General features: G+C 66.6%; 14 protein-coding genes. 2 read left to right on the plus strand and 12 right to left on the minus strand.

Annotated elements, in window-relative coordinates:
• Window positions 1-4: 4 nt before the first annotated feature.
• Genes ABRZ00_RS10770 through fliF form a run of 6 tightly spaced genes read right to left on the minus strand, consistent with a single transcriptional unit; the run spans window position 5 to window position 6610 of the window.
• Window positions 5-1261, minus strand: a complete 1257-nt coding sequence (locus ABRZ00_RS10770) for a flagellar hook-length control protein FliK (protein WP_368642026.1) — start codon at window positions 1259-1261, stop codon at window positions 5-7.
• Window positions 1262-1280: 19 nt separating this feature from the next.
• Window positions 1281-1730, minus strand: a complete 450-nt coding sequence (fliJ, locus tag ABRZ00_RS10775; RefSeq protein WP_368642025.1) for a flagellar export protein FliJ — start codon at window positions 1728-1730, stop codon at window positions 1281-1283.
• Window positions 1720-3192, minus strand: a complete 1473-nt coding sequence (fliI, locus tag ABRZ00_RS10780) for a flagellar protein export ATPase FliI (RefSeq protein WP_368642024.1) — start codon at window positions 3190-3192, stop codon at window positions 1720-1722. Before fliI ends, fliJ begins: the two co-directional genes overlap by 11 nt.
• Window positions 3189-3962: a flagellar assembly protein FliH gene (locus tag ABRZ00_RS10785; protein WP_368642023.1), complete on the minus strand. Its 774-nt coding sequence runs from the start codon at window positions 3960-3962 to the stop codon at window positions 3189-3191. Before ABRZ00_RS10785 ends, fliI begins: the two co-directional genes overlap by 4 nt.
• On the minus strand, window positions 3955-4956 hold the full coding sequence (fliG, locus tag ABRZ00_RS10790) for a flagellar motor switch protein FliG (protein ID WP_343839144.1): 1002 nt from the start codon (window positions 4954-4956) through the stop codon (window positions 3955-3957). Before fliG ends, ABRZ00_RS10785 begins: the two co-directional genes overlap by 8 nt.
• Window positions 4943-6610 (minus strand): flagellar basal-body MS-ring/collar protein FliF, encoded by a 1668-nt coding sequence (gene fliF / locus ABRZ00_RS10795; protein WP_368647695.1) that lies wholly within the window; start codon window positions 6608-6610, stop codon window positions 4943-4945. Before fliF ends, fliG begins: the two co-directional genes overlap by 14 nt.
• Before the next feature lie 335 nt (window positions 6611-6945).
• Here fliF and fliE point away from each other — a divergent pair, with 335 nt between their 5' ends.
• On the plus strand, window positions 6946-7278 hold the full coding sequence (gene fliE, locus ABRZ00_RS10800) for a flagellar hook-basal body complex protein FliE (RefSeq protein WP_343839522.1): 333 nt from the start codon (window positions 6946-6948) through the stop codon (window positions 7276-7278).
• A 110-nt stretch (window positions 7279-7388) separates the two neighbouring features.
• Here the strand turns inward: fliE and ABRZ00_RS10805 are convergent, their stop codons facing one another.
• The 6 genes from ABRZ00_RS10805 to ABRZ00_RS10830 all read right to left on the minus strand — a co-directional run bounded on the left by ABRZ00_RS10805 (window position 7389) and on the right by ABRZ00_RS10830 (window position 11734).
• Window positions 7389-7757 (minus strand): EscU/YscU/HrcU family type III secretion system export apparatus switch protein, encoded by a 369-nt coding sequence (locus tag ABRZ00_RS10805; RefSeq protein ID WP_343839148.1) that lies wholly within the window; start codon window positions 7755-7757, stop codon window positions 7389-7391.
• Entirely contained in the window at window positions 7738-9042 is a 1305-nt protein-coding gene (locus ABRZ00_RS10810; protein ID WP_343839150.1) for a flagellar hook-length control protein FliK, read from the minus strand. The genes ABRZ00_RS10805 and ABRZ00_RS10810 overlap by 20 nt, the downstream gene beginning before the upstream one ends.
• Window positions 9043-9066: 24 nt before the next feature.
• Complete coding sequence (locus ABRZ00_RS10815) at window positions 9067-9402, minus strand: flagellar protein FliT (RefSeq protein WP_343839152.1); 336 nt, start codon at window positions 9400-9402, stop codon at window positions 9067-9069.
• Between the two features lie 15 nt (window positions 9403-9417).
• Window positions 9418-9849, minus strand: coding sequence for a flagellar export chaperone FliS (fliS, locus tag ABRZ00_RS10820; protein ID WP_343839154.1), 432 nt, complete (start codon window positions 9847-9849; stop codon window positions 9418-9420).
• 6 nt (window positions 9850-9855) lie between these two features.
• Window positions 9856-11235, minus strand: a complete 1380-nt coding sequence (gene fliD / locus ABRZ00_RS10825; protein WP_368642022.1) for a flagellar filament capping protein FliD — start codon at window positions 11233-11235, stop codon at window positions 9856-9858.
• A gap of 88 nt (window positions 11236-11323) precedes the next feature.
• Window positions 11324-11734 carry a flagellar protein FlaG gene (locus ABRZ00_RS10830; RefSeq protein WP_343839158.1) on the minus strand — a complete coding sequence of 137 codons (411 nt, stop codon included), beginning with the start codon at window positions 11732-11734 and terminating at the stop codon, window positions 11324-11326.
• Between the two features lie 263 nt (window positions 11735-11997).
• Here ABRZ00_RS10830 and ABRZ00_RS10835 point away from each other — a divergent pair, with 263 nt between their 5' ends.
• Window positions 11998-12750 (plus strand): RNA polymerase sigma factor FliA, encoded by a 753-nt coding sequence (locus ABRZ00_RS10835; RefSeq protein ID WP_368639252.1) that lies wholly within the window; start codon window positions 11998-12000, stop codon window positions 12748-12750.
• Window positions 12751-12832: the final 82 nt, after the last annotated feature.

Here is a 12832-nt window from a genome sequence, read left to right on the forward strand (position 1 = left end):
GAGTTTACGCAAAAGTATCCACCAGGGCGTCGGGACGTGCGATGGTCCTGGGGGTTGGGGAGGCGGTCGGCAGGGAAGCGGCATCGCCAAGCTGGCCGTCCAGGCTGAAGGTGGATTCGCCGTTGCGGGCGGAAGACCCCTGGCCCTGGGCCTGCTGGCCGGGCTGCTGGTCGCCGACATCCGCCTGGCCCAGCGACAGGCCCGCCTGGGCCAGTTGCTGTTCCAGATGGGGAAGCGCGTTTTCCAGGGCCTGGCGCACGCTGGCATGCGGCGAGACGAATGAAGCCTGGGTGATGGAGTCGCCGACGTGCAGGGTGATGTGGATCGGCCCGAGTTCCGGCGGATTGACATGCATCTGCACGGTGTGGCCCGCACCGGCGAGGCTTTGGGTCAGTTGGAGGACCTGACGGCTGAAATCCTGGGGCCACTGGGGGTTGGACAGCGGGGTAGGCACGGCGACGACGGGCGCGGCAGCCGGTGCGGGCGTTCCGGCCGGCAACAGTGAGGCGGCGGCCGGCGCGGCGGCCGAGGCCTGAGCGACGTTCGGTGCCGCGAGCTGGGTTGCATCGGCGCCTGAGGCGGAGAAGGAAACCTGGACCGCGGGGTCGGCAGCCTGGCGGCCTGCGGCCTGCGCGTCGAATGCCTGATTGGCCGGCTGGATGTGGGGCTGCGTTGCCGCGATGCGGGCACGGCTGGCGTCCCGGATGGGGGCCGGCGCCGGTTCGTCCGCCGCTGCGCGCGCGCGTGCGGCGGGCAGGAGGGCGGCTGCTTCGATGCCGGGTGCGCGCAGGCGGCTGCCAGCGTCCGCGGCCGGATCGGCCTGCCGGCCATCGCGGGCGCCGCCGCGGGTATCGGTGGCCGGTTCGGCCCTGATGTCGGCCGGCATGCGCAGGGCATGCGCCTCGGCGGCACCCGCCGGGCGGGTGGTCGCGCCGGCGTCGGCGGTACGATTTTCAAGGGTGGCCGCGGCGGCCTGCATCAGGGGCAGGGCGGCGCTGTCCAGGATCAGCGACAGGGTTTCATCCGGACCGAGCGGATCATGCTGGCCGGCAGGATCCGTAGGGGCGCGCTCGCCGGCCTTGCCCGCCGGGCGACGGGTTTCGGCGGACTGGGTTTCGGGCGGGTGAGCGGCGCCCTCCCGTTGCCGGGACAGTACGTTCGAGAAGGCCGGGGCGTCCGTCGAGGCGGCAGCGTCCGCGCCGCGCGCCGAAGCGTCGGCGGCGGGCGGCGGACTGGAACTGGTGACAGGAAGGACGGGCATGTTCATGGCGTGTGCGGATTCAATGCGGCTGTCGGGTGCGTCGGTATAAGCCGGCCGAGAACTCGTCGCTGGCGCGTTGCTCGCGGCGTTGCTCGCGGTACTGCAACTGGCGGACCTGGCGCGCCTTGAGGGTTTCGTAGGAGTTCAGGCGGCGCTTTTCATCGTGCCACTGCTTGCGTCCGGCCTCGAGGCGCACGTCGATCTGGGCGATGATCATATTTTGCTGGGAAATGGCCTCGTCCAATGTGGCAATAAACTGCCTAAAGTTATGGTAATTCGAGGCCGTTACGCCTTGCTCCGTGGTGTTCTGAAGCCTGCGCGTGTAGTCGGCGCGGTAGTCGTCCAGGGTGTTCAACTGGCCTTGAGCCTCGCGGCGCCGGGTGCTCAGCTCCGCCAGATTGCGCCCGGCTTCGTCGAGCTTGTCCTGGGTGAGGTCGATCAGTACGTCCAGTGGTGTCTCAGGGCTCATGGCCGGTCTCCTGGCCCAGTACGCCGGCCAGCGCCGCCACGGCAGTGGAGTAGTCCACCCGCACGTCGATGCCCTGTTGCAGGTAGCTCTCCAGCCAGGGGTGGCGTTCGATGGCCTGGTCGATTTCCGGGTCGTTTCCCGCAGTATAGGCGCCCACGGCGATCAGGTCGCGGTTGCGCTGGTATCGGGACATCATGCGCTTGAACTGATGCACGTGGCGGAATTGGCTGTCGGGCACGATGGCGGACATGACCCGGGAGATCGATGCCTCGATGTCGATGGCCGGGTAATGGCCGGATTCAGCCAGGCTGCGCGACAGCACGATATGCCCGTCCAGGATGGCGCGCGCCGAGTCGGCGATCGGGTCCTGTTGATCATCGCCTTCCGTCAGCACGGTGTAGAACGCGGTGATGGACCCCGCCGGTCGGTCGCCCTGGGGAGCGCCGTTGCCTGCGCGCTCGACCAGGGTCGGCAGCTTGGCGAACACGGACGGCGGATAGCCCTTGGTGGCCGGCGGTTCGCCGATGGCCAGGGCGATCTCGCGCTGGGCCATCGCATAGCGCGTCAGGGAATCCATGATGAGCAGCACATGCTTGCCCTGGTCGCGGAAGAACTCCGCCAGCCGGGTGGCATAGACGGCGCCCTGCAGGCGCAGCAGCGGCGAGACGTCGGCCGGGGCCGCCACGACTACGGACCGGGCCAGGCCGTCGGCACCCAGGTTCAGTTCGATGAACTCCTTGACCTCGCGGCCCCGCTCGCCGATCAGCCCGACCACGATCACGTCGGCCTGGGTGTAGCGGGCCATCATGCCCAGCAGCACGCTCTTGCCGACCCCCGAGCCGGCGAACAGGCCCATGCGCTGGCCGCGGCCGACGGTGAGCAAGCCGTTGATGGCGCGCACGCCCACGTCGAGCACCGTGTCCACGGGGGCGCGCGTGAGAGGATTGATCTGCAGGGCCGTCAGGGGCGCCATGCCCAGGTCGGGCGGCAAGGGCTTGCCGTCCAGCGGCCGGCCGGCGCCGTCCAGGACGCGGCCCAGCAAGGCGTCGCCGACCGGCAGATGCCGCACCTGATCCGTCACGATGGAAGCCTGCGTGTCGGCCTGGGCGTCGGGGTCCTCGGGCAGCGGAACCGGATCCAGCAGCAAGGTTTCGGCAGGCACGATGCGGGCGCCCGGCGGCAGGCCGGAGATGTCGCTTTGCGGCATCAGGTAGAGAGTGTCGGCATGGAAGCCCACGACCTCGGCGTCGGCCCAGCGGTCCTGATCGGGCGATATCTGAACCTTGCAGGCGGCGCCCACGGGCAGTTGCAGACCGGTGGCTTCGAGGACCAGGCCGGTGGCGCGGGTGACGCGCCCCTGTCGGCTGAGCGGTTGGCGGGCCGCGACCCGTTGTTCACACGAGGCCAGTTGAGCCCGCCAGCGCGCGCCCGGAGAGCGTGTCGCGGTCTCGTCCGGGGTCATGGCCGGTCGTCCGGCTGGCCCAGCGCGGCGATGATGCGCCGCCAGCGGGTTTCCAGCGTGGCGTCCACCGAGCCGAGGGCGGTTTCCGCAATGCAGCCCCCGCGGGCAATGCCTGCGTCGCCGCTCAGGCGGTAGCGGGCCGGCTCCGGAGTCTGCTGCAGAAAAGCCTGCACCAGTTCGAGGTCGTCGGGATGCAGCCGCAGTTGCAGCGCGGCGCCTTGCTCGGGGCGGGCCTGCATGACTTCGCGGACCAGGTCCAGGATATGGTTGGGGTAGTCGCGGATGTGGGTGCGCAAGACTTGTTCGGCAATGCGGATGGCCAACTGGATGACGGACTGGCCCACTTCCTGTTCGATCCGCTCGAGCGCACCGGCGCTGGCCTGGACGAGGGCATCCAGCCGGGCGGCCTGTTCGCGGGCCAGGGCGGCGCCTTCGTCGAGGCCCTGGGCAAAACCCTGGGCGTGGCCCTCGGCCCGGCCCTGTTCCAGGCCTTGGGCATGGCCTTGCTCCCGGCCTTCGGCCAAACCTTGGGAAAGCCCCTCGCCGTGGCCCTGGGCGAAGCCTTCCGTGCGGCCCTGGGCGAAACCTTCTTCGCGCCCTTCGGCCAGCGCCTGGGCGCGCCGCCGCTGGAGTTCGGCTTGATAGCGGGGATCGCGGTCGCTGGCGCGGCGGCCGGGAGACGGCCTGAGCGCTTCCAGGGATTCCATTTCCCAGCGCTGCCAGCGGGCTCGCGTCGCCAGATCGATGGAAGGCCCGGATTTGTCAGACATATTCGTCGTTGCCCATCGACAAGTTGATCTGGCCGGCGTCGGCGAGCTTGCGCGCCACCATCAGGATGGCCTTCTGTTCGGTCTCGACGCGCGACATGCGCACCGGCCCCTGGGCTTCGAGGTCGTCGCGCAGGATTTCAGCCGCGCGGTTGGACATGTTCTTGAAGAACTTGGCGCAGAGCTCTTCGCTGGCGCCCTTCAGGGCGATGGTCAGCGAAGCGGTGTCGATTTCCTTGAGGATGAGCTGGATGGCGGCATCCTCGACGTCGACCAGGTTGTCGAACACGAACATCTCGTCGATGATGCGCTGCGCCAGGTCGGCGTCGATCTCGCGCAGGCTGCTGACCACGGCTTCTTCTTCGGCCGTGTTCATGAAGTTCAGGATTTCGGCCGCAGTGCGCACCCCGCCCATCTTCGAGCGCTTGGCGCCCTGGCCCGACAGGACTTCGTTGAGCACCTCGGTGAGTTCGTGCAATGCGGACGGCTGCACGCCGCCGAAGGTGGCGATGCGCATCATCACGTCGTTGCGGATGCGCTCGTTGAGCAGCGCCAGAATGGCCGAAGCGCGGTCGCGTTCCAGGTGAACCAGGATGGTGGCGATGATCTGCGGATGTTCGTCGGCGATCAGTTCGGCCACGTTGACAGGTTCCAGCCAGTTCAGGGCGTCGATGCCCGAGCCCGTCCCTTCGCCGGCTTCGAGGATATCTTCGATCAGGCCGGCGGCGCGGTCGGTGCCCAGCGCCTTGGTCAGGACCGAGCGGATGTAGTCGTCCGAACCCAGGGTCACGGCCATGAATTGATCTGCCTCGCGGCGGAAGTCTTCAAGAACCTGGTCGACGTCGGCCCGTGTGACTTGCTTGAGGTTGGCCATGGCCGAGCCGATCTGCTGGACTTCGCGCGAAGACAGGTATTTGAAGACTTCGGCTGCCGCGTCCTCGCCCAGGGACATCATCAGGATGGCGCAGCGGGTCAGGTCGTTGTCAGGATTTGGCATTCTTGGGATCCATCCATGAACGCAGCACCATGGCGACGGCGCGCGGATCGCGCTCGGCCAGGCTGCGGGCGGTGTCCAGGTTTTCCTCGTAGCGGTTCATTTCCGAGGCGCGCAGCTCTTCCTGGCGGCGCTGTTCGCGCATGGTTTCCAGGTGGGCCTCGTTCTTGGCGCGCTCGACCTGGGCGTTGGCAAAGCCCTGGACGATCGGCCGCACGACCGAACGCCAGAGGAAGAACAGCACGGCCAGGACCAGGAGCACCTTCAGGATCTGCAGCGCGAAGCCGCGGTATTCCGGATTTTCCCAGGGCTTGAAGCGGGGTTCCTGGTCGGTGAAGGCGCTGTTGACCACGCTGAGCGTATCGCCGCGGTCGGCCGAGTAACCCATGGCCTGCTTGACCAGCGCGTTGATATTGTCGATCTCGTCGGGTTCCAGCGGGGTCGGTTCGCCGTCTTTGTCGCGATAGTTGACGACCACGGCCACGGACAGCCGCTGCAGCGAGCCCAGTTCGTGCTTGACGTGGCTGATGGTGCGGTCGACTTCGTAATTGATCGTGGCGTCGTTGCGCATGGATCCCGTGCGGGCCGTGCCGGCGGCGGAAATGCCGTTGATCGCCGCGGGGCCGCCGGCTGGCGCCGCCGTGCCGGGCGCGCCCTGGCCGGGCGGCGCGGCAGGCGCCGTCTGGATCGGCGCGGTCGCATTGGCCGGGGGTTCGTTGGACAGCGCGCCGGGCACGCCGGCGGGGGGTTGCAGGCCGTTTTGCGCCGAATCGCTGGTCTGCTTGCTGCGGATGGCGGCCGTGCCGGGCGTTTCGTTGGGGCGGTAGACCTCGGAGGTCTGTTCGCGTTGGGAGAAATCCACGGTGGCGCTGACCTGGGCGCGTACATTGCCCGGCCCGACGATGGGGTTGAGCAGGGTCAGGATGCGCTGGGCCGTGCGCTGTTCGATGTCGTTGATGAAATTGCGCCGGTTGCTGTCCATGCCGGCCTCGCCGCCCGGAGAGGACAGCAGGCGGCCATCCTGGTCGACGATGGAGACCGACTCGGCGTTGAGCTTGGGCACGCTGGAGGACACCAGCCAGGCGATGGCCGAGACCTGCGCCTCGCTGAGGCTGCGGGACGGATAGAGCGTCAGGAGCACCGAGGCGGTGGGGGCTTCCCGGTCGCGCACGAACAGGGACTGGCGTGGGATGGCGAGGTGTACGCGGGCGGACTTGACGGGCTGCATGGCCTCGATCGAGCGGGCAAGCTCGCCTTCGAGGGCGCGTTGGTAGGTGATTTGCTCGGAGAACTGGCTGGCGCCGAATTTCGGTTCGTCCAGCAGTTCGAAGCCGACGCTGCCGCCGCGCGGCAGGCCCTGCTCGGCCAGTTGCAGGCGCAGCGTGTAGACCTGATCGGCGGGCACCAGGATGGTGGCGCCGTTGTCCGCGAATTTGTAGGGAACGTTGCGCTGGTTGAGGACGGAGACGATGGCGCCGCCGTCACGCGCTTCCACGTTGGAGAACAGCGCGCGGTATTCGGGTTCGCGCATCCACAGGGCGGCAACGACGAGCAGGGCCAGGATCGCGGCGCCCAGGCCCAGCAACACCGGCCGGGGCAGGGCCGCCAACCGCGCCAGGGCTGGGTTGCGGTTCATCCAGTCGGTAATGGGATTCATCGGATGGAAGATGCGGAAAGGGCCGCCAGGGCGCGCCCGGGCCAGAAACCGATGGTCTGGATGATGTGCATGCTGTTACGGCAGAATAATGGGATATTGGCGGCCATTATGGCGGCGATTGGCATTCCGGCAAGCCCTGAAAAACCCCGTTTTTGGGGCTTAGTTAGGATGATCCGCCCCTCGGATCCGCGTTCATCGGGCAAACCGGGGAAGTGCCCGCTCTTATCCCCGCTATTGCGGCGCTTGTCGGCGGCAGGCCGGCCGTATAGTACATCGTCGGCTCGCCGTGTCACGGGCAGCCGGTGTTTCCGTCTTCCATTCAGAGCCGCCTTATGATGACTTCCCAGGCCCTCGCCAGCGTCGAAAACCTGCTGGCCCAGATGCGCGCCGTGGCGCGCGAATCCCAGGGGCTGTCGGCGCAGCCGGCCGTCTCCACCGAAAATCGCAGCGGGTTCGCGGCCGAGCTGGCCCGCTCCCTGAATCGCGTGTCCGATGCGCAGAATGCCGCCAATGCCCAGGCCAAGGCCTTCGAAATGGGCGATCCCGATATCTCTCTCAGTAACGTGATGATCGATCTGCAAAAAGCCGGCCTGGCGTTCCAGGCCACGGTGCAGGTTCGCAACCGCCTGGTGGATGCCTACAAGGAAATCGCCAATATGGCCATTTGATCCGAACGCCGGGCGCCCGAGGGTTGCCCGAAGAGCCGGTCAGCCGCTTGCTGCGGCGCGAGGAGCCCTGAATCATCAGGGCTCTTTTTCATTGAGGTGGCAAAAAAGGCTCAGGCGTCCGGTGGCCGGACGCTTTCGGCCGGCGGGATCGAGCCGGGATCGGCGGCCGTGCGGACGGCGGGGGCGGGCTCCCGCCGCACCACGTCTCCCTCGGTATCCAGAGCGTACAGCCAGGCCAGCAGCTCGGCGATGGCGACATAGAGCCGGGGAGGGATGTGGGCATCCAGGTCCACCTGCATCAGCAAGCCGACCAGCTCGGGGGATTCATGGACGTACAGGTTGTGCTCGCGCGCCGTGCGCACAATGGTTTCCGCCAGCGTGCCGTAACCTTTGGCCACGACCCGGGGGGCGGAGTCCGCCGGGTCGTAGGTGACGGCGACTGCGCTGGGGCGGTTGGGATCAGGAGGCGGAGATTTCATGGTCCCGTGCATCCGGCAAAGAGGCATCCGGGTCGCTGTCCCGGGCCTGGACGGAAAGTTGGCTGGCCTGCAGGCCCTGGGCCAGCAGCCGGGCGCGCAACGGTTCGATGGACTGCCCCAGCCGTTCGGCCGATTCGGGCGCCGTCAGCCGCATGACCAGTTGATCGCCCGACAGGCTCAAGCGCGCCTGGACCTCGCCCAGGGTGGGCAGGTGCAGGGTCAGGCGGGTGGCCCAATGATCGCCTTCGAAATCGCGCGCTTCATCGTCGTCCTGGGCCCGACGGTGGATTTCCCATTCCATGTCGGCGCCCGGCCAGGCCTCGCCTTGCCAGAGAAAGGCCTGGTTGGCCAGGACTTCGAGTTGCTGGCGGACCAGCAGTTGGGCCTGGGGGTCGATGCCTGGCGCAGGCGCGGCATGGGCCTGGCCTGTTGCCGCTTGAGCCTGGGCGGCATCCGCGCCGGCGCTTCCCGCCGGTGCGCCGCCGGGAGGGGGCAGGGACTGCTGGGCGTTCAGGGCCTGCTGGATGTTTTGAGAGAGATTCTGGGCGGCGCTTCCGGGAAGGGCGGGCCGGGCGGGGATGCGCCCCTGCGGCTCCTGCCGCAGGTCGTGCGGTTTGGCCTTGCCTGCGGCCAGTTGCGCGAGGTGGGCTTCGTAGAACAGGCCGCTGGTCTGCACGGAATGCGACAAGGCCTGGGCGAAGCGCGCGGCCAGGGCGCCCGGCTGACCGAGCGATGTGGCGAGCTGGGCCCAGGTCTGGGCGACTCCGCCCGTCTGGGCGGACGAAGCGCCGGCCGCCGGGGCGCCCGCGCCGCCTGGTGCGCCGCCCGGCAGCCCGGCCAGATTGCCGCCGGTCGCAGCCCGGCCGCCGGCGGCGTTGGACAATAGGGGCGATTGCCCGCGCACCGCTTGGCCATCCTGGGGAAACTGGTTCAGCAGGGCGAGAATGATGCGGGCGGCGTAGCCGAGCGTGGTCGGAGCGGATTGGGTGGTGCCATGGAAGGTCGTGCCCCTGCCCAGCAGATTGTCCAGCCGCATGTCGCGCACGGCCTTGCCTACGGCGGCCTGCTGGCGGCCTTGCTGGTTGGCCTGGTCGACCGCTTCGCGGGGATGGCGCTGGGCCTGATTCTGCAGCGCGGTGGGATTCTCGGGGTTCGCCGGCTGGGGTACGGCCTGAGGGCCGGCGCCGGAGACGAGATTGGCCTGTTGGCCCAGTGTGGTGCCCAGCACGGCATCCAGGCGCTGGATCAGCAGCGTGCCGAGGTTGGAGGGGGCACCGATACTCATGGCGGCGAGGTTTCCGGAGCCGCCCTAGTGGGGGCGGACCGTACTGAAATAGGCTTGCAGGACGGTGCGCTGGCGCTTGAATGTGCCCAGCAGATGGCTCAGGCGTTCGAGCTCCGGTGCAATCAACTGGCGGATCCGGGCGTCGTCGTCGAGAATGCGCGTGAGCAGTTCTCGCCGGGCATTTTTCTGGTCATCGTCGAGCGGGTCGAGCGCCTTCAGCCGTTCGACCGCCAGTTGATAGCGGGCGCCAAGCGCCACCAGTTCATCCCATTCCTGTGCTTCGGCCTTGATCAGCATCTGGCCCGACAGGTCGGCGATTTCCCGGTAATGCTCGAGGATGGTGGCGTGCGACGTGCTCAAGGGACTGAATTCCGGTCAGTGGCTGGGGGGCGGATCGCTGAATTGCGGATCGACGGCCGTATGCCAGGCGCCGGCCAGGTCGATCAGCATTTTTTCGGCCGTATCGAGCTTGGCTTCGTCGCTGTGCAGGTTGGCCTGCATCAGGTCGCGGATGATGAGTTCGTAGGAAGCGATCAGCAGGCGGGCGACCTCGCCGCCGCGTTCGGTGTCCACGCCCGCCTTCAGGCCGGAATCCACGATGTCGATGGCTTTGGACAGTGCCTTGCCGCGTTCCGCGATATTGCCGTTTTGAAGGTGATGTCGTGCCTGGGCGATGGCGGTGAGCGCACCCCGGAACAGCAAGGAGATCAGGCGCTCGGGCGAGGCGCCGAGCACTTCGGTCTCGAGCCCGATGTTGGCATAGGAGCCGGTGGCGCGGGCGGTGCGGGAGCGGGGTGCGTAAGTCATGGCGGGTTATTTGCTGCTCTTGCTGCTGAGCGCGCTGAGCTGTTGCGACAGATAGCTGCTGAGCGAGTTCATCTGGCTGACCATGCTATCCAGTTGGGTGAACTGGGCGCGATAGGTTTCCATGCGCTGATCGATGCGGTCGGCGGTCGCGTCGTATTGCTTTTTGATGTCGGAGATGGTCTTGTTCAGTCCGTCAGTGGCGGTGCTGAACAGGCCGCCGGAACGGGTGAAGGTTTCTGCGGTCTGATCCACGCGGGCACCGACACCGGTGGTGCCTGTGAACAGGGATTTCACATTCTCGAGGTCTTCGGACAGCGCCTTGGTGAGTTTGGTGTCGTCGATGTTCAGCTTGCCGGTCTTGGGGTCGGTCGTGATGCCGATTTTGGACAGCGTGGTGCCATTGACGGAATCGATGGCGCCTGACAAGGCGTCGCGCATACGGGTCTGCACAGAACGGGCAAGCGAGTCGCCCGTCAGGGGGCTGGATGGGTTGTCGGCGCCGACAGTGTATTTTGTCAGTGTCCCGACCGTGTCCAGCAGACTGTTGTACGCCTTGACGAAATCCTCGACGGCTTTTTTGGCGACGCTGTCGTCGCGGGTGAGGCTCAGGCTGGCGGCGCTGGTGGTGGTCTGGTTCAACGTCAGTTTGACGCCGTCGATCACATTTTCGATCGTGTTGCTCTGGCTGGTGACGGCGATGCCATTGATGGTGAGCTCGGCATCGGAGGCATCCTGGACGGTGACACCCGCCGTGGAGCCGCCCCCGGCGTAGCCCAGGAAGGCATCCAGTTCGGCATTGCCGTCGACCGTGATGTTGGTGACAGCATTTTGCGTGCCGGTTTCGCGGCTGGTGAGCAACAGGCGGTACTGGCTGCCGGGCGTGCCGTCGTTGACGATGGTGGCGTTGACGCCGATGTCGGGATCGGCATTGATGGCGGACACCAGGTCGTTCAGGGACGTGCCTTTGTCCGTCAGGTCGAGAGAGTGTTCGGTGCCGTTGACGGTGATCTTCAGGGTGCCGCCGGTGCCGATGTCGGTCGTGCGGTCGGCCTGCCCGGCATAGACCAGGGTCTGGGCCGAGGCGAGTTTGTCGACCTGGATGGAATACTGGCCCGGAATGGCCGAGCTGTCGGCGGTCGCGGAAAAAGCATCCGAACCGGACTTCACGGCGATTGCGCCGAAGGCGTCCGCTTTGCCGACGGCCTGGGCGGCCTTCTGGAAGGCCTCGACGGAGGACTTCAGTTTGCTGTAGGCGGACAGTTTGGTTTCCGCCGCCGTCTGCCTGCTCTTGATGGTGTTCAGGACCTGGCTTTCGTTATTGCGCAGCTTGTCGAGCAAGTCCGTGAGGGGCAGGCCGGACAGACCAAGAGAAGAAATTGATGCCATGATGTGGTTCTCCGTTCAGCCAATTATGCCCCGTTTCTGCGGCGGCAAAGGCGATTCATAGGGTTGAATTTCGTTTCTGTTCAGAGGGTCAGGCCTGGGTATCCACCCCGGAGCCTTGAAGCTGGACGATCATTTTTGCGACCCGCAGGACGGCTTCGGACGGGATCGTGCGCAAGACGTCGCCGGTTTCGCTGTCGACGATCGAGACGACCAGCCGTTGGGCGTCCTCGTCCATCTCGAAGCGCATGCCGGTGGACCAGGCCTTGAGGCTGTTGTTGACCGACTCAAGCGCTTTTTCCAGGGAAGACTTGGGCGGCTCGATGATCTGCTGCCCGCCGAGTTCGCGCGCATCGGCCTGCTTCTTGAAGCGGCCCGATTGGGCGTCGTCGGCGGGCGTGACCTGGACGGCCGGCTCTGGCTGGGCGGCCGGGCGTTCGGATACGGGAGCCGCCAGACCCAGGCTTGAGGATGCCAGTTGGTTTCCAATGGGATGAATCATGCGTGCTCCTGTCCGGATGGCTTGTTCTGGCCAGGAAGCGCCCGGGGTTTGACTCCCGGATCGGACGCAACCTGGTTTTTCACTCAGGCATAACGGCGGAATTCGGAAAAACTTTAGGATTCTTTCTCTGGAAGGGCGGGCCGCCGCATCCCCGAGGGGGGGTCGAGCGGGAAATCACGGGGAAAAGCCGCGTACCTTGGAAAAACATCCGCGGCATTCCTAGGGCATACTTGCATTTTATGACGTGTTTCACGGATTGTGCGATGCCTCTTTCCGAGGACCAGTTGATCGCTCGCCACGCGCCGCTGGTGCGCCGGCAGGCTCTGGCGTTGATCGGCAGGCTGCCGGCCAGCGTCGAACTCGATGACCTCATGCAGGCCGGCATGATGGGGCTTCTCGACGCGGTGAGGCGCTACCAGCAGCAGGCCGATGCCCAGTTCGAGACCTACGCGGTCACGCGGATCCGCGGCGCCATGCTCGATGAGCTGCGCAGCCAGGATTGGCTGCCACGCAGCGTACGCGCCAAGGCGCGCAGCATCGAGGAGGCCATCCAGGTCTTGCGTCATCGCCTGCTGCGTCCGGCAACCGAGACTGAAATCGCCGAGGAAATGGGCCTGAGCCTGGCGCAATACCAGACGCTGCTCGAAGAAGCGCGCGGCGTTCAGGTGCTGATGTACGAAGACTTGGCGCAGCATCGGGAAGATCACGATGGCGAGGGCGCGCTGGATGCCTCGGTGGGAGGGGCGGCCGGCAGCCCCCTGGACTGGTTGATGCGCGAAGGCCTGCGCGCCGCGTTGATCGAGGCGATCCGCAATCTGCCGGAGCGCGAGCAACTGCTGCTGTCGCTGCAGTTCGAGCAGGATTTGAACCAAAAGGAAATTGCCGCCGTCCTGGAGGTCACGGAAGGCCGGGTGTCCCAGTTGCGGTCCCAGGCCGTGGCGCGCATCCGGGCCTGGCTGTCCAGCCATTCCTGGGAACCCGACGCCGACTCCGACGACTACGAACATCTGCTGTAGGGCGGGCCCGCGGGCCTGCGGCCGCCTTGCGTCGCTTATAAGATTTATTTAAAATACATCTTATGCGGCACAAACTGCCGAA

This window comes from Castellaniella ginsengisoli, from assembly GCF_040955415.1.
GTDB lineage: Bacteria > Pseudomonadota > Gammaproteobacteria > Burkholderiales > Burkholderiaceae_B > Castellaniella > Castellaniella ginsengisoli.